Below are 22,502 nucleotides of genomic sequence, written 5' to 3'. Positions count from 1 at the left end.
TTATGAGTAGAACCCATTCCACCTGGCCCCAGGCTGCCCACTTCGCGCTAGCGGGCATCTGGGGAACAGTATGTCATGAGCGCAATATGAGAATTCACTTGTGGATGCTGACAGTGGTATCCATACTTGAGATTGTGTTGCGCCCGACACTGTCTACTGTGGTTATGGTTATTGGTGCCAGTTCGTTTGTCATTGCTGCTGAAGTGATGAACACTGCAATTGAAAATGCCGTTGATTTAATGATTGGGCAGCAGTACCATCCCCTTGCCAAAGCGGCGAAAGATGCAGCCGCTGGTGCAACCTTGGTTGCGTCCTTTGCGGCCGTCATGGTTGGCATTTTGTTCCTCGTGCAGATGTGGCCGTGGCAGTTTCGCATGTTATCACTCCGCCATCTGGGCGGGGCATTGATTAATGTAGTCATTGCCTGTACGACGCTGACGACAATTGTGTTGTCGGAGAGGCAATATAGAGAGTACAGGAAATACGGAATAGATGGTGACAAGAGCAAGGGAGGAAATTTAGGTGAGTGAAAAATCGGTTTACCACTCCGGGTTTGCTGCATTGATTGGGAGACCAAATGTGGGGAAATCGACCTTGCTAAATGCTTTGGTCGGACAAAAGGTTGCAATTATGTCTAATCGCCCGCAAACAACACGAAATCGTATCCGGGGCGTATTGACGACAGATGAAGTACAGATTGTGTTCATTGATACACCAGGTATTCACGAACCGAAGCATCAGTTGGGGCAGTACATGGTGCTGGCTGCCGAATCCACCCTGAACGAGGTCGACTTGGTGCTGTTTGTATGTGATGCTACAGAACCGAACCATCCAGGCGACAAGGCTATTCTTGAACGACTGAAAAAGACCAAAACTCCGGCCTTTCTAATTATCAACAAAGTGGATGCTGTGCCCAAAACGGCAGTTTTGACGATGATTGATAAAATGAATCAACAACACTTGTTCAAGGAAATTATTCCTGTTTCGGCGAAAGACGGAACCCAACTTGAGGAACTCAAACATCTGATTGCGGGTGCTCTGCCGGAAGGCCCAAAATACTATCCGGACGACATGGTCACGGACCACCCTGAGCAGTTCGTAATTGCGGAATTTGTGCGCGAAAAGGTTTTGCGGCTGACAAGAGAAGAGGTTCCTCATTCCGTCATGGTTGATATTGAACAATTGGAGTATCGCTCCAACGGTGTTGTCTATGCGAATGCTGTGATTTACTGCGAACGGGAGAGCCAAAAAGGCATTCTCATTGGAAAACGCGGAGACGTACTTCGGCGAGTGGGACAACTGGCTCGCCAGGACTTGGAGGCTCTGTTTGGGAGCAAAGTATACCTGGATTTATGGGTGAAAGTGAAGAAGGACTGGCGCAATCAGCAAGGGCTTTTGCACAAGTTTGGCTTTGACGACATGTAGTTGGGCGCTTGTGTAGACACTTTTATATAGTCTGCATCATAGAGTAGAGGTTTAAGCACCTCTTTCCCAACTTCTTCATAGTATACAGCAACGGGACGGCGGCACTATATAAGTGAGGCACCCGACGAACCACGCAGCTCAAGTCAAAACTCTAAGGGGTGATTTGAGTGCGCGAGTTTTCATGGCGTTACTTCACATTAACCGGTAATATCGAAGCGTATTTACTGTATCGCAGACAAGCCGAAGTGCAACCGCACGCTGTTCACAATGAAGAGGAGGATACAGAGGTAGTACAGGCGTTGATTGATTCGACGCAGATATGAATCGGAGTGGAGTCAATGCTCTACAACACAGATGCGATTGTAGTTCGGAATCTCACTTATGGAGAAACTCACGCCATTGTGAACCTATTGACACCGACTGGTTTGGTCGCTGCGATGGCCCGAGGTGCAAAGAAGCCGCAAAGCCGTTTGGCTGCCTCTATTCAGCTTTGCGCACAAGGTAAGTATTCCATATATCAAAATACAGGTATGGGCACTTTACAACAAGCGGAAGTCACCAACTCGCGCAGAGGTCTGCGCGAGCACCTTTTTTTGGCTGCGTACGCTTCCTATTTTTGTGAGCTGGTGCTGGCGGTTGCCGCTGACAGGCCGGATGGCAGTGAAGGTCTGTACCGCACTTTTGAAACAGTTTTGGACAGGCTCACGAACCTACCTGACGAAGCCCTCACCACGCGTATCTTGTGGGAAGTAAAAGTTCTTATGCAGGTCGGAGCAAGTCCGCAATGGACGAAATGTATCCATTGCGGCCATGAGGATAACACACTAGTGGCATACAGTCCCAGCGAGGGTGGATTGCTCTGTGAGTCTTGTTTTGCAACCAAGTCTGAACATAGTATTGTTACCCCGGCTAAATTGCCCAATGTCTTAGAAAACCTCCGCAAGGTTCCCGCACAGAGAATTGGCTCTATCCGTCTATCCGAAGAAGTGACGAAAGCCGCAGCATTGGTGCTTCGGATGCAGTTGCAGGAGTACGGCGGAATTCATCTGAAGTCGCAAAAATTCCTCGATGACTTAGAATCAGACAACTTACTTGAAGAATTTTTATCTACCGAAAAAACTCCTGTCAGTTCGGACAGGGTGTCAAAGGCGTCCAAGGTATCAAAGCGTGGCGTACAGGAAAAATGTGACGACAAAAATTGACCTTAAATTTTGGTTATACTGTGCAAACATCGTTTGAATAGTGTATATTATTTGTGGTATGAAACGAATTAGTATGGCACATTTTTGGTGGTGAGAGACAATCGAACTAACAAAGCGGCAACAGACGATTCTGGAAATCGTCAAGAGTAACGGTCCTATCACAGGTGAACAAATCGCAGAAAAGCTTTCGTTGACCCGTGCCACACTGCGTGCAGACTTATCAATTCTTACAATGGCAGGCTTTATTGACGCAAGACCCCGCGTGGGTTATTACTACAGCGGCAAAAGAAATGCAGACTTGTTTGGAGATTCGTTGCGTCGAATGAAGGTCAAAGACTACAAATCCATACCAGCTGTCATTTCCGAGACCGAATCTGTCTATAACGCCATTGTCATGATGTTTATGGAGGATGTCGGGACATTGTTCGCAGCCAGAGACAAGGTGCTCGTCGGTGTGATTTCCAGAAAAGACCTGCTTAAAGTTGCTGTGGGCGGCGGGGATATTCACGAAATACCGGTGAATATGGCCATGACGCGTGTACCCCATGTCATTACGGTAGGTCCGGAAGACACGTTGATTGAGGCGGCCAATCGGATGAATCGGCACGAAGTGGATGCTTTGCCGGTTGTCCGAGGAGAAAGCTCTGACGAACAAGAGATTGTGGGGCGTGTCTCGAAAACCACTATCACGCGGGCATTTGCAGAACTCGGCGACTATCGAGAAGTATGATCACCTGAAGCTTGACTGCTTATGGTGACGATGGACAGAGGAGAGTTGTTCATGACAGACGAAACCCCAATAGTTTATGTTGTATCCGACTCAGTAGGAGAAACTGCAGAATTTGTCGTGCGTGCGGCCGCTAGTCAGTTTGACGGTGGACACTGTGATTTGCGGCGGGTCTCCCATGTGCAGGACAAAGGTGTCATTGATGAAGTCGTTCAATCTGCAGTCGATGATAATGCGATGATTGCCTTTACCATTGTGCTGCCGAGTCTGCGTGAATACTTGATGACGGAAGCACAAACAGCTGGTCTTCAAACCGTTGACATCATGGGCCCGATGCTTGATGCATTTGAAAGTGTTGTCGGTGAACCCCCTATCCGTCAGGCCGGGTTGGTTCATCAATTGGACGAAGACTACTTCCGTCGGGTAGACGCCGTTGAGTTCGCCGTCAAATACGACGACGGACGAGATGCCAGGGGACTGGAAAGAGCGGACATTATTTTAGTGGGTGTCTCAAGAACCTCCAAGACGCCTCTGAGTATGTATCTGGCGCACCGCGGCATACGCGTTGCCAATGTCCCGTTGGTTCCTGAAGTCACACCTCCTGAAGAACTCTTCCATTTAGGTAATCCCGGAAAAATTATTGGTCTGACCATTCGCGCAGATAAGTTGAACGCGATTCGGCAAGAACGGCTGAAATCCCTGGGTCTGACCGCGTCAGCCAATTACGCCACACTGGAACGGATTTTGATGGAACTCGATTATTCGGAATCCATCATGAAAAAATTAAAGTGCCATACCATTGATGTCAGTGATAAGGCTGTGGAAGAAACAGCAGGTCTCATCTATGAATACATTAAGCGGAAGGGGCAAGGTGCCTGATGAATTGGGTTTATTCATTTACTGATGCTGCTGCTGCAAATCTTGGAAAAGAACAACTGGGAGGAAAGGGACACAGCCTGGCACTCATGACACAGGGCGGGCTTCCTGTCCCCCCTGGCTTCACTATTACGACAGACGCTTGTCATGTGTTCCACGATAACCAGAGAGCACTATCAGAACAAATGATTGCGGAAATAGAAACCGCTGTGGCAGAGTTAGAGGCAAAAATGGAGAAGCGTTTCGGTGACACTGTTTCACCTCTCCTTGTATCTGTCAGGTCCGGTGCACCCATCTCTATGCCAGGAATGATGGACACCATTCTGAATCTCGGTCTCAATGAAGACACAGTCGAAGCCCTTGCCCGGCAGACGGGAAATTCCCGGTTTGCTTATGATTCGTACCGCCGGTTTATCCAAATGTTCGGCGATGTCGTTCAGGGTATTCCACACTATAAATTTGAGCAGAACATTGAGAATGTTAAGGCAGATGCAGGTGTTCAGGAAGACCAAAAACTAGATGCAGGGCACTGGCAGATGGTTGTACAAAGACACTTGGCGCTCGTTGAAAGAGAAACAGGAAAGCCATTTCCACAGGATCCAAAAGAGCAGTTGCTCTCCGCCATAGAAGCCGTATTCGATTCCTGGAATAACCAGCGTGCCATCGTCTATCGGAAGGTGAACAAGATTCCAGACGAACTGGGGACCGCTGTGAATGTCCAATCCATGGTCTTCGGCAATCTTGGGGATGATTCTGCAACAGGGGTGGCGTTTACAAGAAACCCATCGACCGGAGAGAACGGACTGTACGGAGAATACCTGGTGAATGCTCAAGGTGAAGATGTTGTGGCAGGCATTCGTACACCGAAGAGCATCCAAGAACTCGCCCGTGAAATGCCAGAGGCCTACAACGAATTTGTTGGCGTCTGCAATCACCTGGAGGGCTTCTACAAAGATGTGCAGGATATCGAATTTACCATCGAACAAGGGAAGTTGTTCTTGCTTCAGACACGAAATGCTAAGCGAACCGCTGCCGCTGCCATTAAAATTGCAGTGGACATGGTAAATGACGGTGTTATCGACCGCGAGACAGCGCTGACACGCGTCGATATTGAGCACCTGTCCGCATTGCTTCATCCCCGGCTCGATCCCGATGCACAAGTCACGGTCCTCGGCTCCGGCCTACCTGCATCACCAGGCGCGGTATCTGGACAGATTGTCTTTAATGCGGACGATGCAGAGGCACTGGCGAAACTGGGTAAGAAAATCCTGCTCGTTCGAACGGAAACAACACCCGAGGACATCCATGGTATTCTCGCAGCGCAAGGGATTCTCACCAGTCGCGGCGGCATGACGAGTCACGCTGCAGTCGTAGCGCGGGGCATGGGTAAACCGTGTGTCTGTGGTTGTGACAGTCTGTATATTAATCCATCTGATAAGACGTGTACGCTGGGCAATCACGTATTCAATGAAGGAGATACACTCTCTATTGATGGGTCGACAGGACGAGTGATTCTTGGTGAGGTACAACATATTGAACCCAAAATATCCGACGAGTTTACGCAGTTGCTTGAATGGGCTGAAGAGGTGAAGCGTCTGGAAGTGAGAGCCAATGCTGATAATCCGGCAGACGCTGCTCGTGCGGCAGGTTTTGGTGCCGTCGGGATTGGTCTGTGTCGAACAGAGCACATGTTCATGGCTCCGGAACGGGTGCCGGTTGTCCAATCCATGATTTTGTCTAGAGATACATCGGCTCGGAAGGAAGCTCTGAACAAGTTGTTGCCGATGCAGCAGGAAGATTTCTACGGCATTCTCAAGGCAATGGATGGTTACCCTGTGACGATTCGGCTGTTGGACCCGCCGTTGCATGAATTTCTACCCAATCTAGAAACGTTAATTGCAAGGCAAACAGAGCTCAAGGTGCGCCTGGAGTACAACCCGGACAATGCGGATCTCCGACAACACTTGACTGAGACCAACGAAATGCTTGCCACTGTTCGGTCCCTGAACGAAGTGAATCCAATGCTGGGTCATCGAGGGTGCAGGTTGGGGATGACCTTCCCAGAAGTCTACGAAATGCAGGTGCGTGCCATTTATCAGGCTGCTGCGGACTTAGTCAAAGACGGGTATCATCCTGTGCCTGAAGTGATGATTCCGTTAGCAGGACATGTGGCAGAACTTCGGCGGATGCGTAAATTAGTGGAAGACACGGCACGAGAAGTTCAAGCAGAGAGAGGAAGTTCAGTACCGGTCGTTGTAGGAACCATGATTGAAGTGCCACGAGCAGCGTTAACCGCTGATGAAATGGCACAAGAAGCAGAATTCTTCTCATTTGGAACCAATGATTTAACCCAAACCACCTTCGGATACAGCAGAGATGACGCAGAAGGCAAGTTTCTGCAAACCTATCTCAACGACAAGGTGCTTCAAGACAATCCTTTTGAAGTGTTGGACAGGGACGGCGTCGGCCGGTTGATTAAAATTGCGACGTCTGAAGGAAGGAAAGCCAAGCCTCAATTGAAGGTTGGAATTTGCGGTGAACACGGCGGTGAGCAACACTCTATTGCCTTTTGTCATGAACAGAATCTGACTTATGTCAGTTGTTCTCCGTTTCGCGTACCGCTGGCCAGATTAGCCGCAGCGCAAGCCGCGATTCGCGCATAACCTGAGCAGTGTAACATAAGTGTCGTTTGCAAGCCATATACTTCAACGTAGATACTTGTGTGGATAAATTTAACTAGCGCCGTCGATACTAGAGGTTGTTTACTGCAAAATATGCAGACTGTGTATAGATTCTCGGTCGACGGCGCATCTTCAAAGTTAGGATTTTAAAAATAAAAGGAGGAAAAGTGACGCTTTCTGTAGAATAATTTCAAAGCAACTTCATATGAAGCTGAAACATGCACAAGCAACGTTGTGTCATCCAGTGGACGGAGACAGGCGTAATCCTTTTGCGGTAGTTAGAAGGTGATGGGATGGCTCTGATCCCAGATTGGTTTGTCGACGAGGTTAGACAACGGACTGACATAGTAGACGTTGTGTCAGAGCACGTACAACTACGACGAACAGGCAGGTCATTCGTAGGGCTATGCCCGTTTCATAGCGAGCGAACACCGTCCTTCTCTGTTTCCGCAGACCGGCAGTTATATCATTGCTTTGGATGTGGTACAGGTGGAACGGTCATTCACTTTGTTATGGAAATCGAAGGTGTCGAGTTCACTCAGGCCGTAACGCTCTTGGCAGAGCGAGCCCAGTTGGAGATTCCCGCTGAACTCAAAGAACGAACACAGGTCCAAGTTCCTTCGGAAAAAAATTCGTTACAGCGCATGAGAGATGCGCATGAATTGGCGGCAAAACTGTATAACTATATTTTAATGAATACCAGTGCCGGTGTGCAAGCCCTGAAGTACCTCGAAGAACGAGGAATTTCAAAGCAAACGGCTGTCGCGCATCAACTGGGGTTCGCACCCTTTTCAAACAGTACACTAACTTCTTTTTTGCAAAAAAGAGGGTTTGCTGTGTCTGTATTGACAGAAGCAGGTCTTGCCGTACAAATGGGGGAACAGGTGGCCGACCGGTTCCGCGGGCGACTTATCATTCCAATTGCAAACGCGAAAGGTCAAATTGTTGCATTCGGCGGACGTGCAATCCGTCCAGACGCAAAACCGAAGTATTTAAATTCTCCTGAGACGGCTATCTTTCACAAGGGAAGGATTCTCTACAACCAGTATGTAGCACGGAAAGAGATTCGTCAAACAGGAACGGCGGTTTTACTGGAAGGATATATGGACGTCATTGCAGCGGAGCAGGCTGGTGTTCAAAACGCAATGGCCAGTCTCGGTACGGCTTTTACGGAAGAACAGGCAGCCATCATTAAACGGTGGGCAAATCGGCTTGTCTTGGCATATGACGGAGACGAAGCAGGACAATCAGCCACAGTTCGTGCTGCAGAAATTGCAGCCGCAGTGGATTTAGATGTGCGTGTCGCTGCGCTCCCGGACGGCAAAGACCCCGATGAATTCATTCGAGAACATGGTGCTGCAGCCTTCCAAAGGCTGCTGCAGGAGCAGACCTTAACCGTAGTTGAATTTCAGCTTTCCCGGCTTCGAAGCCACTCTGATTTACGTACGTCCGCTGGCGTAAATGAATTTATCAGGAAGGCTCTGGAACTGCTTCACGAGTGGTCAACTCCAATCGAACAAGAGACGATTATCAAAGCCTTGGCGAAAGAATTTCACGTTTCTGCCGAAACTTTGAAGGAAGAGTACACCCTTATAGCGAAGCGATCAACCAGGGAACACCGCAAGGTGCGACAGACTTCGAGGAACTTTGAGATTGCTCAAAGTCAACACCGCAAGTTGCAACGAGGAAATGTAATTGCGGCTAACAGACTGCTGCAGGCAGCTCTGCAAAGTCCTGCCGCTGCGACGTTCCTTATGAACAACGAGGTCATGGAGTTGGTATTGCCTGAGCAGACTGCCCTCCTGGCACACCTTTATGCGTACTTTGCAGAGCACCAGGAATACAGTTCAGCGGATTTACTGGAGGCTCTGGAAGACGCACCACTGGTGGACCTCGCATCTTCTTTGCTGATGGAGGATGCACCAAGTACAGATGAAGCTGTACTAAAGGATTATTTGCGGACGATTCGGCTTCAGGAAGCGGAACACAAGTATAAGGCTCTGCTGGATGAAAGCTTGCGGGCTACTCAGTCTGGAGACCGGAGTTTGGTTGAAGAGTTGAAGAAGCAAATTGTCCTAGTGCAGAGACAGATTCAGCAGTTGAAACTGCCCCGTACTGAACTGTAAGGTTGCGGGGGTGAAGGAGGCGGGAAAAGGAATGAAAAATACAGATATAAAAGAAGAAGCCCGCGAAGAGGCTGGACTCACCCTTCAGGATGTAAAAGCGGCCCTGACTGCGTTAGGGAAGCAAAGAGGGACCCTCACATACGCTGAGATTGCAAAGCGCCTGTCGCCGTTCGACTTAGACCCGGATCAGCTGGATGAGTTCTTCGATCAGTTGTCTGACGTAGGCGTTGAGGTCGCCAACGAGCGCACGGAAGGATTCAGCGATGAGGAAGATGAGGAAGATGAGGAGGAAGCAGCCGAGGAGGAAGATGAAAAAATCGACCTCAACGATCTGACCATGCCTCCTGGTGTGAAAATCAGCGATCCCGTGCGTATGTATCTCAAAGAAATTGGCCGGGTTCCGCTCTTGTCTGCTGCTGAAGAAATTGAGTTGGCGAAGCTGATTGAAGAAGGCGACGAAGAAGCAAAAAGAAGGCTTGCAGAAGCCAACCTTCGTCTTGTCGTCAGCATCGCGAAACGGTATGTCGGACGCGGTATGCTGTTCCTCGATTTGATTCAGGAAGGAAATCTGGGTCTTATCAAGGCAGTAGAGAAGTTTGATTATCGAAAAGGATACAAGTTCAGCACTTACGCAACCTGGTGGATTCGCCAGGCCATTACCAGAGCGATTGCAGATCAGGCTCGTACCATTCGGATTCCGGTGCATATGGTTGAGACAATCAACAAGCTCATCCGAATTTCCCGTCAATTGCTGCAGGAACTGGGTCGTGAACCAACTGCAGAAGAAATTGCTGAGGAGATGGATATGACTCCGGATAAGGTCCGGGAAATCCAGAAGATTGCCCAAGAGCCGGTTTCTCTGGAAAAGCCCATTGGTGAGGAAGACGATTCCCACTTAGGCGACTTTATCCCTGATGATGAAGCTTTGGCGCCAGCGGATGCTGCTGCATATGAGTTGTTGAAAGAACAGCTCGAAGATGTACTCGATACGTTGACGGAACGCGAAGAGAATGTACTACGCTTGCGTTTCGGACTTGACGACGGTAGAACCCGAACACTTGAAGAAGTCGGTAAAGTGTTTGGTGTAACCAGAGAACGTATTCGGCAGATTGAAGCCAAGGCACTGCGTAAACTGCGACATCCCAGCCGCAGCAAGCGGTTGAAGGACTTTCTTGAATAAATGAGTTCAGGTTTTCTTCGATATGTGAAGAAACAATGTGGTACAGGGGTTGCTCTCGGTTGCATAGAGCAGCCCCTGTTTTTCTAGTCGTAGGCATTATTCTAAATTCATTCTCCCATCAGTAGACTATAGCAGAGGACAAGGCGCAGGGCGGGCTAGTTTAAAGTCTGTACAGATGGGGGTCTCCGGTTGGTGAGATGGATTGTGATTTCCGCACTGTTCGTTTTTATTCTTGTTGCCGGAGTTCTATTTGTTCTGGCGAGCATGGCTCAAAACATTCGCCTGATTGGCCGCTCTGCAACACCTAGAAAGGCTGATACGGCTATCATTCTCGGTGCTTACACCAAAGGGTTTCAACCAAGCATTCCGCTTTTGGCACGACTGCGCGCCGGCATCCAGTTGTATCGAGAGGGTGTTGTCCGGTACATTATTGTCAGTGGCGGCAAAGGCGAGAATGAAACGGTGACCGAGTCGAGTTCAATGAAGCGTTTTTTGGTGCTGAATGGTGTGGACCCAGCGTGGATTGTAGAGGAGCAGTTCTCTTCAGATACGTGGGAGAATCTCCTCAACAGCCAAGAAGTGATGAAGCGATATCGTTTCAACAACGCCGTAATTGTCACAAGTGATTATCACCTGCCGCGGGCTATAGCAGTGGCGCGTCAATTAGAGATGGACGTCACAGGCTTTGCCGCATGGTCATCACAAGGCGAGTTTCGGTACGCTGTGCGGGAAGTCATTGCATGGCTCGCCTATTGGCGAAACGGACAATTGAGTGTGCTCAGAGCACTACGAAAATAGTCGTGTAAAACAAACATAGTAAGTCCGATGAAGGAGACATCGTGTGTGGGGCAGATTTCAGCGAGGCTACAGCGTATTGCAGACCAGGTGCCTGCGGGGGTAAAAGCAGCGGACATCGGGACCGATCACGGTTTTTTACCGATTTACCTTGTCCAACATAAGGGAGCTCCCTCCGTTGTCGCAAGCGACATTCGACGAGGTCCGCTCGATGCTGCACGCAAAAACATTCATGCAGCCGGATTGGAACCTGTCATTGATATCCGGCTTGGTTCTGGTCTGAAAACGTTGCAGCCGGGTGAAGTCCATGCAGCCGTCATTGCAGGCATGGGCGGAAAAACAATGACCGAAATACTCGAGGAAAGTTCAGAAGTCGTGCTGACGCTGAAAACCTTGGTACTCCAACCCATGGGAGCATCAAGACTTGTGAGAAAATACTTGCACGACCATCATTTTCACATTCAGTATGAGACGGTATTTTACGACGTAGACAGAACTTATGAACTGATAACCGCTGTTCCTGAGAGCCGTAGTGTCCAGACGGGCTCAGATGATTACGCCGATTATAACGACTTGTGCTCGTTGGAACTTGCTTATGAGTTTGGTCCGTACTTGCTGAAGTATCCAACCGCGGCCCTGCTTGATGCGGTTCGAGAGGCTGTGCGGAGATGGAAGCAAGCCGCTATTGGATTGCACAACGCACGCAACCAGGAGGCAGCGACGCAGCGAGAATGGGTAGAACAGCGCATTGCATGGATGGAGAACTGGCTGGCTCAATCACTGGAAAAGTCGACCCCCGAAATCGATTGACAGAGATGGGGTTTGTAATCATCGCCGAAATGAAAGTGTGAAGATTGAGTGTAATGTTGAGTGTAATGTTGAGTTTAAAGAGGAGTGCTTCATATGACTCATGAAAATTTGACCGCTCGCGACATCACAGCGGCTTTGGATGACTTTGCTCCTGCGTCATTAGCCATGGAAGGCGATAAAATTGGGCTGCAAGTTGGACGGCTGGAGAAGCCTGTTCAATCGGTTTTACTCAGCCTGGATCCTTCTCCAGAGGTAATTGACTATGCCGTTGCAGGCGGCTATGATTTATTGCTTACGCATCACGCCATGCTGTTTCGACCGATTCAGCGTTTGGATACGAGCACTGCCAGAGGCAAAGCTGTGGCCAAGGCCGTAGGGCATGATATCACGGTATATAACGCACATACCAATTTGGACGTCGCAGAGGGCGGCGTCAACGACGTGTTGGCAGAGTTGCTGCAGTTGAAGAATGTGACGATACTCGAACGGATGGCAAATGAAGAACTGCGAAAGCTGGTCGTCTTTGTTCCTAAAACGCACCACGAAGAGGTCTTTCAAGCTGTTTGCAATGCTGGTGCAGGGCACATCGGTGCCTACAGTCACTGTACGTTTAACACGCCGGGGACTGGCACGTTTCTCCCTGAAGAAGGCACAAATCCGTTTCTCGGCACTGTCGGAAAGATAGAGCGTGCGGACGAGGTGCGTCTGGAAACAATAGTACCTATGTCAAAAGTAGAAACGGTTATACGCGCAATGATTTCTGCACATCCTTATGAAGAGGTTGCATACGATTTGTACCCGCTGCAAATCATGGGTAAAGAGTTTGGTATTGGCCGCATTGGGACACTCTCGCAGACCCTAGCTCTGTCAGAGTTTAGCCAACGCGTTAAAGCCGCTCTAGGGCTCAAGCATGTCAGATTTTCAGGCAACCCGGACATGCCGGTGAGGACAGTAGCGGTTGTGGGTGGAGCCGGGGGAGACTTTGTCGAGCAGGCAATGGCGAAGGGTGCGGATGTTTTCGTAACATCCGATTGTGATCACCACCTGGTTGCCGAAGCTTGGCAGGACGGCTTAGCCATGATTGACACGACTCACGCTGCCATGGAGCGGCCGGTTCTCAAAGCTGTACAGACGCACCTGCAGACACGTTTTCAGAGCCTGAAGGTAGATATCGCGGATCTAAATGAAGATCCGTTTACATGGCTCTAAAGAACCAGTTCCACAAAACGCCACAAGGTCCAGAATATGATGCTTGTGAGGGTATCCCAATTACGTTATACTGGGGAATGCTGATTTGGCAGAGGAAGTAAGCTGGGTAATCGCCGGTGCAAAGCTGAAAGGCTGCACGGGAGGAAAGTCCGAGCTCCACAGGGCAGGGTGCCGGATAACGTCCGGCGGGAGCAATCCTAGGGATAGTGCCACAGAAATGTAGACCGCCGATGGATGTGTGTTGCTTGCAGCACCGTCACAGGCAAGGATGCAACGGTGCGGTAAGAGCGCACCAGCAGCCTGGAGACAGGCTGGCTAGGTAAACCCCACCTGGAGCAAGACCGGATAGGAGTGCATATGCGGCGGCCCGTCGCGCACTCGGGTTGGTCGCTGGAGCGGATTGGCAACAATTCGCCTAGATAGATGGTTACCGCCCATTGTGCGAGGCAGAACATGTTGACGCGATTGCCATTAGACGATTGGCGCGGCATCAGTATGCCGTTTGCAGCACGGGGACACAGAACTCGGCTTACAGGACTTGCTTCCAACTGCCTATAACCCGTACGGCTTTTGCCCTGCGGGTTATTTTACTTATACGAACATTTTACCGGTTCACACTTCCAATGCGTCCCCTGTTTCTCCGTATCAGTTTGCCTCAATTTGACTTCCATTAGTCAGACACAAAATCGTGACAAAATTTCTTGCTCTAATTTTTGACCTAATGGGCGTCGATTTTGTATGGTACCGACAGACGAGAGGAGTTGGTGCCAATGAAGGTAACGCACATCCACGACAGGACTCTGCAAGGAGATTTGCGGGAAGAATATCCAAATGAATATGAGGAAGCTGTGGGAGCGGACGAACCGCTGCGCAACCCACGAAGATACCAGTACATGCCGGAAATCCGCACGCTCAGTGATGCGGTGGAGTTTGCCGAGCAAGTCTGGCGACGGCGAAACCCTGGTTCGTTGAAAACGTATCTGCGACACGTACGGGAGTTTCAACGGTGGGCTTATCGATTTCTTGCTCACCCCTGTGTGTTGGAACGGATCGACCGGTTTGATCTTGCCCGATATCGATGGTGGTTGGAGAATAGGGGGACCCACCAGGGTGACAAACTGGCGCCAAGTTCAGTCCAGTTAAAAATGGATTCCATTGCTGCACTGTACAAGGTTTTAGTTAGCCAGGGCGTTGTCGAACCACTAAAAAATCCCGTTCGTTCCTTGGAATCGGAACATGTCAGACGAGCTCGCAAACGCCGCCGTCCCAATCAGCCACTACGGTTATCGATTGAGAACCTGCAACGTCTTGTTTCTTTGCCAAGGGAAGCGGGATATCTGGGATTGCGGGATGAGGTTCTTCTACTGACACAAGCCTTTTGGGGTCTACGTCCTGTTGAAATCACTTGGTTGAAGTTGTCGAGTTTAACGGAGTCCACTCTGTATTTCGAAAGAGCAAAGCATAATTATCCGGGTAGTTTTTGGGTGACCGACCCATACAGGAATCTGTTCGCTGATATGGAGCATCAATACGGATTACAACCGTATCATGCCATGTTCCTCTCACAGTACAAGACGCCTATTTCTACACGCAGCGTGGAGAAAATTATCCATCGCTACGGTGAAAAGATTGGTCTTCTGGAACTGACGCCTCGAGACTTTCGAGTGACCCTTGAAACATTTCTCGATGAACATTACACCGAGGCGGAAAGAGACGCCTACATGGGCTATATTCCGCAGGAGACCGCTCGTGGACACTACGTCAGGGTACCGGACACTACCATCCAACACATGTTTGAGACGTGGGTCGAACTGATCTTAGGCTCATCTGAAGAGCATCACCTAGTATGACGTGGTAAAAGCCATGTGCGTGGGTGCTGTATTTTCTGAACGGAGAATAGTAAGTCAAGCAAGACAGGGGCGGGTTATGGTCAGAGGACTGATGGGATACGGTCTTTCAAAGAAGACAGTCTGAAAAACGGAATTCATTCGAAGTCATATATGTATTCAGTGGAAGGAACCATTGCATCGTGATGGTTCCTTCCATCGTTCTGCCTTAGCTGCCTGAGATCATGGCAGACGTCATCCAACTCTTGACTGGGGAGAAGGATACCCCGTCTTACTGATGCGGTGCCAAGCATGGGGGTACATAAGTTTTAATTCCTTGGAGGAAAACAACATGCACAATGACTGATACCAGAGTTGCTGGGACCAACTGGTCTCATCGACCTCAACAAGAACAGGACTTAAGTCCGATGCTGCTGGTACGGTAGCAAGTCGATATTTTGCCGTCTGTGCCTTAAAAATGCCCGTTTGATGGGAATAATTCTTGGTTAACTCAAGTACACACGTTACTTCTCTGAGTTCTTTGATTGCGACACTCAGAGAATCCTTTGCAAGTCCAGTCAATTGCCGCATCCGTTCAAAGCCAAAATGAAATTCTTCGCCAGACAGTCGTGACTGGTAGAGGGCCGCTAGCAGCAAGCGCTGCGCAGCTAACGAGGTTGTCTGTTGGCGGATCCAGTGTACGTCTGAGGCTTTCAGTGCAACACGATAGCTCCCGTCACGGGACAGAGGATGAGTCCACACATAATGCACAATCCCCGTCAGTTCCCGTTCATGATGAAGGCGAGAGGTACGGATGTGATTGTGGTGCTCTTCATATTGTTGGTGAGACCATTCCAGCATTTGTTGCAAGAGTTCAAATTCAGTCTCCGGGTGATAGTAGTTCCTATAAAATGCAGCTGCTTGTAGCGTTGTCGTGTGACGAGTACCCCGCTGCTGAATGCCTTCCTCATATGCGGTTGCGAACATCGAATCCTCTTTCGGCATAGAGTCTAAGTTGGACCTCCTTGGCCGAGCTTGAAGTGCCGTTGGTTCGGTGACGAAATTCTTGGTCACAACATTGACCGACATTGGCTGGATCCCGAGAAAATAGCTGTAGGCATCTTTCTGCGGTAACAATGTCTGTGGGTCAACAAACGTGCAAAACTTTTGCGCCTTTTGATGGATTCCGAGCGGTAGTTTCACCGCATGGGTGAAAGGCAAAAATTCGATTACGATAGATTCTGTCGGTAACTCAGGATGATTTACGAAGTAATCAAAAAGTCGTTTTGCAAGCCGTCGAGTGATGGGCTTATCAAAATAGAGGGTTACATGGTACCCTTTCTTCCCGCTGGCGACAACGTGCGGTTGCAGATGGTGGCGGCGCAGCAGGCGTACGAGTGTCCGAGTAGCTGCTTTGGTTCTCTGTTCAGTCACTTTCGTTATTTCTTCCGGTAGAGGGCTCGCATCCACGTCAAAGACAAGAACCCAAGAAGAGGCCCTTCGTCGAGGGTGGACCCCGATGGTGATCTCGCCCCGAAAATGCATTTTGAGTTGTTCGGCGTTCAGGTAGTTTGAATGCCATGAGCCTCTCCACCCTGTGTCCTCAGGATGAACCGTTGTCCATTCGGATTCGGGGACAGAATCAAAGAACACCCACTCCGACTTGCGAGGGTGATAGAGTCGGAAGGTCTGCTCGATTAAGGCGGACATCGGTTCTGTGACCAGATATACTCGGCGATACGTCTCAGTCAATGTTTCTGGACGTTGTGTGACTGGGTCAATGTCAATGCCCGGCTGTTCTTCCTGTTCAGACTCAATCTCCTCCGGCCGTTTTCGAACCCATTTTAGTCTCCGACGGGTCTCTAGCTCCTTTTTATGCGTGCGAAGGTGTGTACCTGTCAGTCGGTTGAATACCTTGCCACATATGGCGCAGCTGACCTGTCTATCTTCTAACTTTGGAAGGATGTTTTCTGTAAATTGGTCTCGTGTAGGTAAATACGTGAACATTTCCGACCGCCCCCTTTGCTGTATGAGAGCACGGTAGAAGGCTTTAATCCGATAGATCAAGTGCTCAGGGGACTAGGAGTAATAAAGATTGCATTTTAATGTTTTTATACAGGCTGCCTTGAGGGATTCTTGTGGCAAAACTGTTGTCATATCAGCAATTTGAGACCCCGGCTGAATCGTTCGTTGTGAAAGTGATTGCGGACTAGGAGTGATAATGGAAGAATAAAATAGCACTGCACTGCAGTCATGAGACAGGTAGGAGGGATGTATTGCACTTTTACTAGGATATTCTCTTATATCTTAGAGCGGAAACGCAAACAGTCTTTCGAATTGCCTTGCTGTCTCAAAGAGATGCTCCCATCGGCGTATTGGCACAACAGCACGAATCGTGGGCGTAAAGTACATTCAACTTATCTGTGCGCATAGTTATCTGCTGTGAGTTCTTCTTCTTGGTTGACGATTAGTTCACAACTGCACGTTTATCTGACAAAAATTCACGTAAGAGAGCATCTCATGACTAAGCGAGAGAAAGGTAATTTGCGTAGACAGCGCAAAATCGCTCCATCGTAGGGAGAAATGAGATGGGTTCGAAGCATTCTACTTTTGTAGGGGGCTTGTAGCAGGGCTCGGCACCTTCGCAAAAGTATGGTCAATGGTAAGCTTTCATTGAGGATGAGGCGAAGCCTTATGAACTGTATGAGTTTACGTTCTGTACCGTACACAAAGCCACGCTACATCTACCCTCTAACCTGGGAATTGCCTGGTTATGCTTAGAACAAGGATACGAGGTGGTTACTGTTCGATTGGAACGGTTCTCCATGATGCAGGCAATACGGTTTATGTTTATGAGATTTCTAATGGCAGTGTCCCAGGATGGGCTTACGCACTTGGCAAGCATTTTTATCCAAGGGTAGGACATGGAGATTGCGGGATTCGTGGTCGGAAATATGTACAGACGAAAAGGCATTGGAGAGAAACTAATGCTTCCGTGTGAACAGTGGGCAAGGAAGCGGATGAATTCTGTAAACGTATAGGCGACGAGAATACGAAATGGCAGCAAGTCTTTAGGCTTACGTTCTATATTCCTTCCTCCTAAAGACAGCTTTCTATTCATTACCTATAGCATTATAGGAATCAGTACGAGCGCCTGCTTTCCAATTTTGGAGTGACGTTAGTTTTATCGTAAGTGCTGTTGGTTTTCTCACGAAATGCACCCTAGTCTGACATTTCTGCAATGGTGGAATTCAGCTGCGGACTCCACGCACTCTAGTTGTTCGTTACATTCTGTGGCTGTCGGCTCCGTGATACCTCCTGAACCTTCATGTGTGTTATCGAGATCCACCGATACTCGTGCAGATTAGCAGGTGCCCTTATCGCTGGAACGAGAATATAGACAGTCAATCCTGCAATGATTATGGAATAGGAGAAGCCATAGATTTGTCGGAGTATAGTCGACTTTCGTGGTTCTTTAGGTGAAGGGGACACTTCCTCGGAGAGTGAAAATGTAATAATAAGCAAAGTATTGATGAAATTGATCATCAACTCGGCAATTGTGATCATCCTAGCAAGTAAGGAGGCCGGGATTAGATCGCCGTAACCCAAGCCAAAATAGCTGACGGTGTTAAAATAGATGTAGTTCAACACATTGGATTGGCTAGGCGGTATCCCTTGTGTCGCTGTATACAGAAAAATCTTGGTCCGAAACATCATGTGCAAATAATACTCCAAGAATGAAAACCCAAGGATAATTCCAAAGTTAAGATTGAAAATATACGAGGCAGCCCGCCAAATATTCTTAACGGAAAACTTTTTGTTGATCCGTGGGACAGAATGAATGAATTTGCTGTATAGCATCAAGATTAGGACACCAGATGTCAGTGTAACGGTTGCTGCGAAAATACTATCCATAAGGACGAATGCGTTTCTGGTGAGGAAAAACGAATTTTCAAAGAAAGACAGTAAAGTGACCATATATACAATATCAAGAAATACTTTTCCTTGTATTCTATGCAGAAGCACTCCTTGTCTAAAGTAATTTATATATTTCGCCAACAACATACTCAGTGAAACAAAAACTAAAGACATTTTCAGCCATGTAAGTGGAAGTGTCCAAGGGCTACTGGAGATCCCGACTTTAAGATAAAGGAGATTAGGTACTATGAACATAGACACGGTTAGGAGAATCGGTGGAGTCCATTCTGAAACCCAAGCAGGTATGTGTGTCAAGGCAGACGATAGAGACGTTTTGAGCTTGGAACTGGATCTTTGTTGTGACAAGGTAATGACCAGCCTTCCTAATGTGTTTCCTGAGCTTTTCTCGGCATGAAACTCGGGTTTTGGCCTTAGGTTGCGACAGGATAAGTTATTTCCATGCTCTCCACGAGATGCCTCCATGCTGTAACTTATAGCGCCAGTGAAGTCCCTGGGCACTTTTGAATGATTTTCTAATTAAGGACGTGAATAATGAGGCCACCTCGATAGAGCGGATAATCTTTTGTTTTATAGTATAATCTATTCTGGGAATTCTCGGAACTCTAGTTTGCTTTATGATTCAAAACTGTGGAATGTTTACAGGGAAATTTCAAAGAGGACACATATAGTGTCAAATGACAATGAAATGGCCAATTTCAATCGGTAGAGGTGGTAAAATCTTTTCACCGAAAGAGATCAGTGAGCTAATCCCAAGGACGGATTACGAGAGGACGCTGAAAATCCGGTAAGACCATCGATCAGGCTGCTACCTGTACTCGAGTCATTTGGAAGAAAACTGAGAGATGTTGAGGAGGTGCCGTCAGCAGAAAAACCTCCGTTTCTTGCTGAGTCAAATGCTGTTCCTGAGAAGTAGAGTGGGTCACCGCAGATGGCCGACGTAATCTCGTTAATACGACGTTGTAGATCCCACCATTTATAGCGTCGAACTGGTTGAAGCATATTAGACAGTGCGAAAAATCGAAAGCTTTGAAATGAGTATTCAGACAGAGGAGCAAACTTGATGGACTCGATCGATACTTTCATTGCCGACCTTGCTGGACGTCCCTCGTCAGATATGGTCAATAACATGTATTACGGCAACAGTCCAGGAGTACACATCCGGAGAGAAAATCTGCGACTGTATCTGAAAACGCTGGATACCGCCACCGTTCTCTTGGTGGGAGAGGCTCCCGGCCATTTGGGATGCGCACAAACCGGGATTCCATTTACCAGCGAGTGGATAATGGCGGAAGGGGGCGGGAGGCACAACTTGTTCGGCAATCATGGGTCGTACCATCTTGCGTCTCCGACACCGAAGCCATTCAAAGAGGCAACGGCTACGATTGTTTGGAGAACGCTAAACAACTGTGGGTCTTTACCCGTTATGTGGAATGCATTTCCTTGGCATCCCCATCAATCGAAAGACCCAAATTCGAATCGAGCTCCCACGGCTGCCGAGTTGGAGGAGGGGTCAAACATGTTACTAAAACTCATCGGATTATTTCAGAGCCTTACGACTGTGGTAGCTGTAGGAAGGCAGGCTGAAAGAGCCATTCACAAACATGCGAAGGATAGACTCGCCAAGTTTTCAATAGACCACGTGCGCCATCCATCGCACGGAGGTGCAAAGGAGTTCGCTACAGGCCTACATGAGTTGTTAGCTTGATAATTAGTCCTTCTGTATGCGCCAAACCGGGTGGTGTAAGACTAAATCATTCACCTCAAGGTCGCAAAATTGTTGCTGGGAACTAAGATTTTATGATGTTGGAGAAATAATATGGATACTTCAGAAAGGAACAATCGACTCCTTTTCATTCTGGCGGTTGTTGGTACGATTATCGAATCGTTTTCCTTTGCAAAAGCTATGATGACAATTCTTTCTCCATGTTTTATGTCGGAAGATTTCCGTTAGGACTTCAACGGCTTGTATTCCCAGTTCTCTGGGCTTCTAGCATCGTAGTTGGACGCTATTATCTCAGTTACATCTATTACGAAGCAGCAACGTTTATCGACGACTCGAACAACAGTATGAAAAGAACAGCCAGCCAACCGAAGTTATCATCGATTGATTCTCATCGTCAGATTCATGCCTGTATGCTCCGCCTTTGTATATCTTATACTGTTATTTATTGAGAAAGGATTCCTGCATGTATTGGAGAAATAATCCTTAGCCGACACCGTGAAGGGTTTTATATGAGTATTTAGATAGGGGAGCCTCTCGTGGTGAAATCGAAGCGGTTCGATGCTGACGATTCATAACGGACTTGTCAAAGATAGAGGGAAGATACGTGGGATGATTATACTTTGGCAAGATTGAACATCTGAGATAAGGGAGTTGGTGACCCGATGGAAGACAAAGAGCCAGCATCAATCATATACCCGTACCATTTGGGAAGTAAGATTGTGAATTTTACGACGTCTCTGTTATATCATGGTAAACTCTGCGTTGGACTTCCGACCTGGGTCAGCCAAGAACCAGTTCATGCGTTTGATGCAGTTCTACAACGGGTTCAACATACCCAGCATGCTCTTCTACCGGTGTTCAAGACAGTGCAAACCGAACTCATGCAGGCATGGGGTGAAGCAAAGTATGTTGCAGATGGATTAAGCCCGTTAGGGTCCCGGTTAGAAAAAGTAATTTTCGTTAATCCAGGAAATATTGAATCATACGAGGCTCAGGATAATCTTTGTATCCCACAGGACATTAGAAAGCGCATAGTGACCGAATTGGAAAATGATGCCTCGTGAAGGCAACTTGCTGCTACAGAGTTTATTTTTAGAATTTATGAACTGTCTTTGGAACTGGGGAGCGATCCCGATATCATTCTGGCCCATCTTGAGACATTTGATATGGAGAATCTCTTAATTCAATGCGTTGTTAACCGACTCACTAAATTCGAGTCCGCAAATATCAGCACAGACTCTGAAACGGCTGTCAACCTACTGTCAAGTATAGGCGAGCCAGTTGTAGAGGGAGCCGATACCAGCCACACTAGAATTCAGGGGCTTGCTATGCACTTCTTTGAAGCATTAACTGCACCTTTTGCTCCGCTGCTTATACCGAAGCACGTCAATGACATCCTAGAGATTTTGGAGAACCACAACGATGAATTGAACAACCTTAAGAAAAAATGTTATAGGGAAGCTGGAAGTTTAATTTATCAGCCTTCCCATAATGAAGATGAAGTGAAATATCGCATTAGAGATAAACTTAACATAATGTTGGAGGAAGTAAGTTCTATCACAAAGATTGACTCTGAAACCACCAAATCAATTATAAGTAGGGTAGCGGAAGACTCAACTGTCTGGGCTACAGTGCTTGGGTTTATGAGTTCGGGGTTAGCGGGGCTGCCAAGTGTCGTTCCTGCTTCGTTAGCGGTGGTCTTGCTTTCAAAAACTGGAGCGTCGGCATTCAGTGGACTCAGACAGAGACACTCAAGGCTACGAAAGTCTCCCTGGGCAGCCATCTACTATATGAATCGTATCTAGTAACCGGTTGCAGAAGGGCTATTCACACAGATAGCTCATGCATTGAATCACGAGCCAACAAACAGATTCATTAAGTATGTTCGTGCTCGAAGTAGTCGGATTAGAGACACGTGTATTTGAACGTCGGAGATCTGAGGCACTCACGAGAAATAAAGAGTTCAATGACTTTATCGAGAGG

20 protein-coding genes and 1 other RNA gene are annotated in these 22,502 nt (G+C 48.1%); 18 read left to right on the top strand and 3 right to left on the bottom strand.

The annotated features are described in order from the left end of the window. Positions 1-2 precede the first annotated feature (2 nt). The 14 genes from GI364_RS15210 (at position 3) to GI364_RS15145 (ending at position 14,881) form a co-directional block, all read left to right on the top strand. Positions 3-530 (top strand): diacylglycerol kinase, encoded by a 528-nt coding sequence (locus tag GI364_RS15210; protein ID WP_198850104.1) that lies wholly within the window; start codon positions 3-5, stop codon positions 528-530. Beyond that, positions 523-1,425: a GTPase Era gene (era, locus tag GI364_RS15205; protein ID WP_198850103.1), complete on the top strand. Its 903-nt coding sequence runs from the start codon at positions 523-525 to the stop codon at positions 1,423-1,425. Before GI364_RS15210 ends, era begins: the two co-directional genes overlap by 8 nt. Before the next feature lie 167 nt (positions 1,426-1,592). Next, entirely contained in the window at positions 1,593-1,748 is a 156-nt protein-coding gene (locus GI364_RS15200; RefSeq protein ID WP_198850102.1) for a YqzL family protein, read from the top strand. Positions 1,749-1,763: 15 nt separating this feature from the next. Further along, entirely contained in the window at positions 1,764-2,627 is an 864-nt protein-coding gene (gene recO / locus GI364_RS15195; RefSeq protein WP_198850101.1) for a DNA repair protein RecO, read from the top strand. Between the two features lie 100 nt (positions 2,628-2,727). Continuing rightward, positions 2,728-3,357 carry a transcriptional regulator CcpN gene (locus GI364_RS15190; RefSeq protein WP_198854047.1) on the top strand — a complete coding sequence of 210 codons (630 nt, stop codon included), beginning with the start codon at positions 2,728-2,730 and terminating at the stop codon, positions 3,355-3,357. A 51-nt stretch (positions 3,358-3,408) separates the two neighbouring features. Further along, positions 3,409-4,233, top strand: a complete 825-nt coding sequence (locus GI364_RS15185) for a pyruvate, water dikinase regulatory protein (protein WP_198850100.1) — start codon at positions 3,409-3,411, stop codon at positions 4,231-4,233. Further along, positions 4,230-6,893 (top strand): pyruvate, phosphate dikinase, encoded by a 2,664-nt coding sequence (gene ppdK, locus GI364_RS15180; RefSeq protein WP_370541864.1) that lies wholly within the window; start codon positions 4,230-4,232, stop codon positions 6,891-6,893. Before GI364_RS15185 ends, ppdK begins: the two co-directional genes overlap by 4 nt. 311 nt (positions 6,894-7,204) lie before the next feature. Beyond that, entirely contained in the window at positions 7,205-9,037 is a 1,833-nt protein-coding gene (gene dnaG, locus GI364_RS15175) for a DNA primase (RefSeq protein WP_198850098.1), read from the top strand. Between the two features lie 31 nt (positions 9,038-9,068). Continuing rightward, positions 9,069-10,217: an RNA polymerase sigma factor RpoD gene (gene rpoD / locus GI364_RS15170; RefSeq protein WP_198850097.1), complete on the top strand. Its 1,149-nt coding sequence runs from the start codon at positions 9,069-9,071 to the stop codon at positions 10,215-10,217. A 192-nt stretch (positions 10,218-10,409) separates the two neighbouring features. Continuing rightward, a complete protein-coding gene (locus GI364_RS15165; RefSeq protein WP_233096176.1) occupies positions 10,410-11,015 on the top strand; it encodes a YdcF family protein in 606 nt (201 codons plus the stop codon). Between the two features lie 45 nt (positions 11,016-11,060). After that, a complete protein-coding gene (locus tag GI364_RS15160; protein WP_198850096.1) occupies positions 11,061-11,822 on the top strand; it encodes a tRNA (adenine(22)-N(1))-methyltransferase in 762 nt (253 codons plus the stop codon). 93 nt (positions 11,823-11,915) lie between these two features. After that, the gene (locus tag GI364_RS15155) at positions 11,916-13,031 is read left to right on the top strand and encodes a Nif3-like dinuclear metal center hexameric protein (protein WP_198850095.1); all 1,116 of its coding nucleotides are present in this window, start codon (positions 11,916-11,918) and stop codon (positions 13,029-13,031) included. 94 nt (positions 13,032-13,125) lie between these two features. Beyond that, an RNA gene (rnpB, locus tag GI364_RS15150) (RNase P RNA component class A) lies at positions 13,126-13,580 on the top strand. Positions 13,581-13,801: 221 nt separating this feature from the next. Beyond that, entirely contained in the window at positions 13,802-14,881 is a 1,080-nt protein-coding gene (locus GI364_RS15145; RefSeq protein WP_198850094.1) for a tyrosine-type recombinase/integrase, read from the top strand. A 231-nt stretch (positions 14,882-15,112) separates the two neighbouring features. Here the strand turns inward: GI364_RS15145 and GI364_RS15140 are convergent, their stop codons facing one another. Then, positions 15,113-16,864: a TOTE conflict system archaeo-eukaryotic primase domain-containing protein gene (locus tag GI364_RS15140; protein ID WP_198850093.1), complete on the bottom strand. Its 1,752-nt coding sequence runs from the start codon at positions 16,862-16,864 to the stop codon at positions 15,113-15,115. Positions 16,865-17,781: 917 nt separating this feature from the next. Between GI364_RS15140 and GI364_RS25440 the strand changes: the two genes are divergently transcribed. Continuing rightward, positions 17,782-17,898 carry a GNAT family N-acetyltransferase gene (locus GI364_RS25440; protein WP_370541785.1) on the top strand — a complete coding sequence of 39 codons (117 nt, stop codon included), beginning with the start codon at positions 17,782-17,784 and terminating at the stop codon, positions 17,896-17,898. Positions 17,899-18,130: 232 nt separating this feature from the next. Here the strand turns inward: GI364_RS25440 and GI364_RS25435 are convergent, their stop codons facing one another. Together GI364_RS25435 and GI364_RS24920 are read right to left on the bottom strand one after the other, a co-directional pair. Then, positions 18,131-18,571: an ion channel gene (locus GI364_RS25435; protein ID WP_370541863.1), complete on the bottom strand. Its 441-nt coding sequence runs from the start codon at positions 18,569-18,571 to the stop codon at positions 18,131-18,133. A 960-nt stretch (positions 18,572-19,531) separates the two neighbouring features. Continuing rightward, the gene (locus tag GI364_RS24920; RefSeq protein ID WP_233095812.1) at positions 19,532-19,879 is read right to left on the bottom strand and encodes a hypothetical protein; all 348 of its coding nucleotides are present in this window, start codon (positions 19,877-19,879) and stop codon (positions 19,532-19,534) included. Here GI364_RS24920 and GI364_RS15125 point away from each other — a divergent pair. The 3 genes from GI364_RS15125 (at position 19,857) to GI364_RS15115 (ending at position 22,324) form a co-directional block, all read left to right on the top strand. Beyond that, a complete protein-coding gene (locus GI364_RS15125) occupies positions 19,857-20,501 on the top strand; it encodes a uracil-DNA glycosylase (RefSeq protein ID WP_198850090.1) in 645 nt (214 codons plus the stop codon). The genes GI364_RS24920 and GI364_RS15125 overlap by 23 nt on opposite strands. Before the next feature lie 680 nt (positions 20,502-21,181). Beyond that, the gene (locus GI364_RS15120; RefSeq protein ID WP_198850089.1) at positions 21,182-21,583 is read left to right on the top strand and encodes a hypothetical protein; all 402 of its coding nucleotides are present in this window, start codon (positions 21,182-21,184) and stop codon (positions 21,581-21,583) included. A 102-nt stretch (positions 21,584-21,685) separates the two neighbouring features. Beyond that, positions 21,686-22,324: a hypothetical protein gene (locus tag GI364_RS15115; protein WP_198850088.1), complete on the top strand. Its 639-nt coding sequence runs from the start codon at positions 21,686-21,688 to the stop codon at positions 22,322-22,324. Positions 22,325-22,502: the final 178 nt, after the last annotated feature.

Origin of the sequence: Alicyclobacillus sp. SO9 (assembly GCF_016406125.1) — a bacterium.
Lineage (GTDB): Bacteria > Bacillota > Bacilli > Alicyclobacillales > Alicyclobacillaceae > SO9.
The sequence above is the reverse complement of the archived record's forward strand: the minus strand, read 5'-3'. Positions and strand labels throughout refer to the sequence as shown.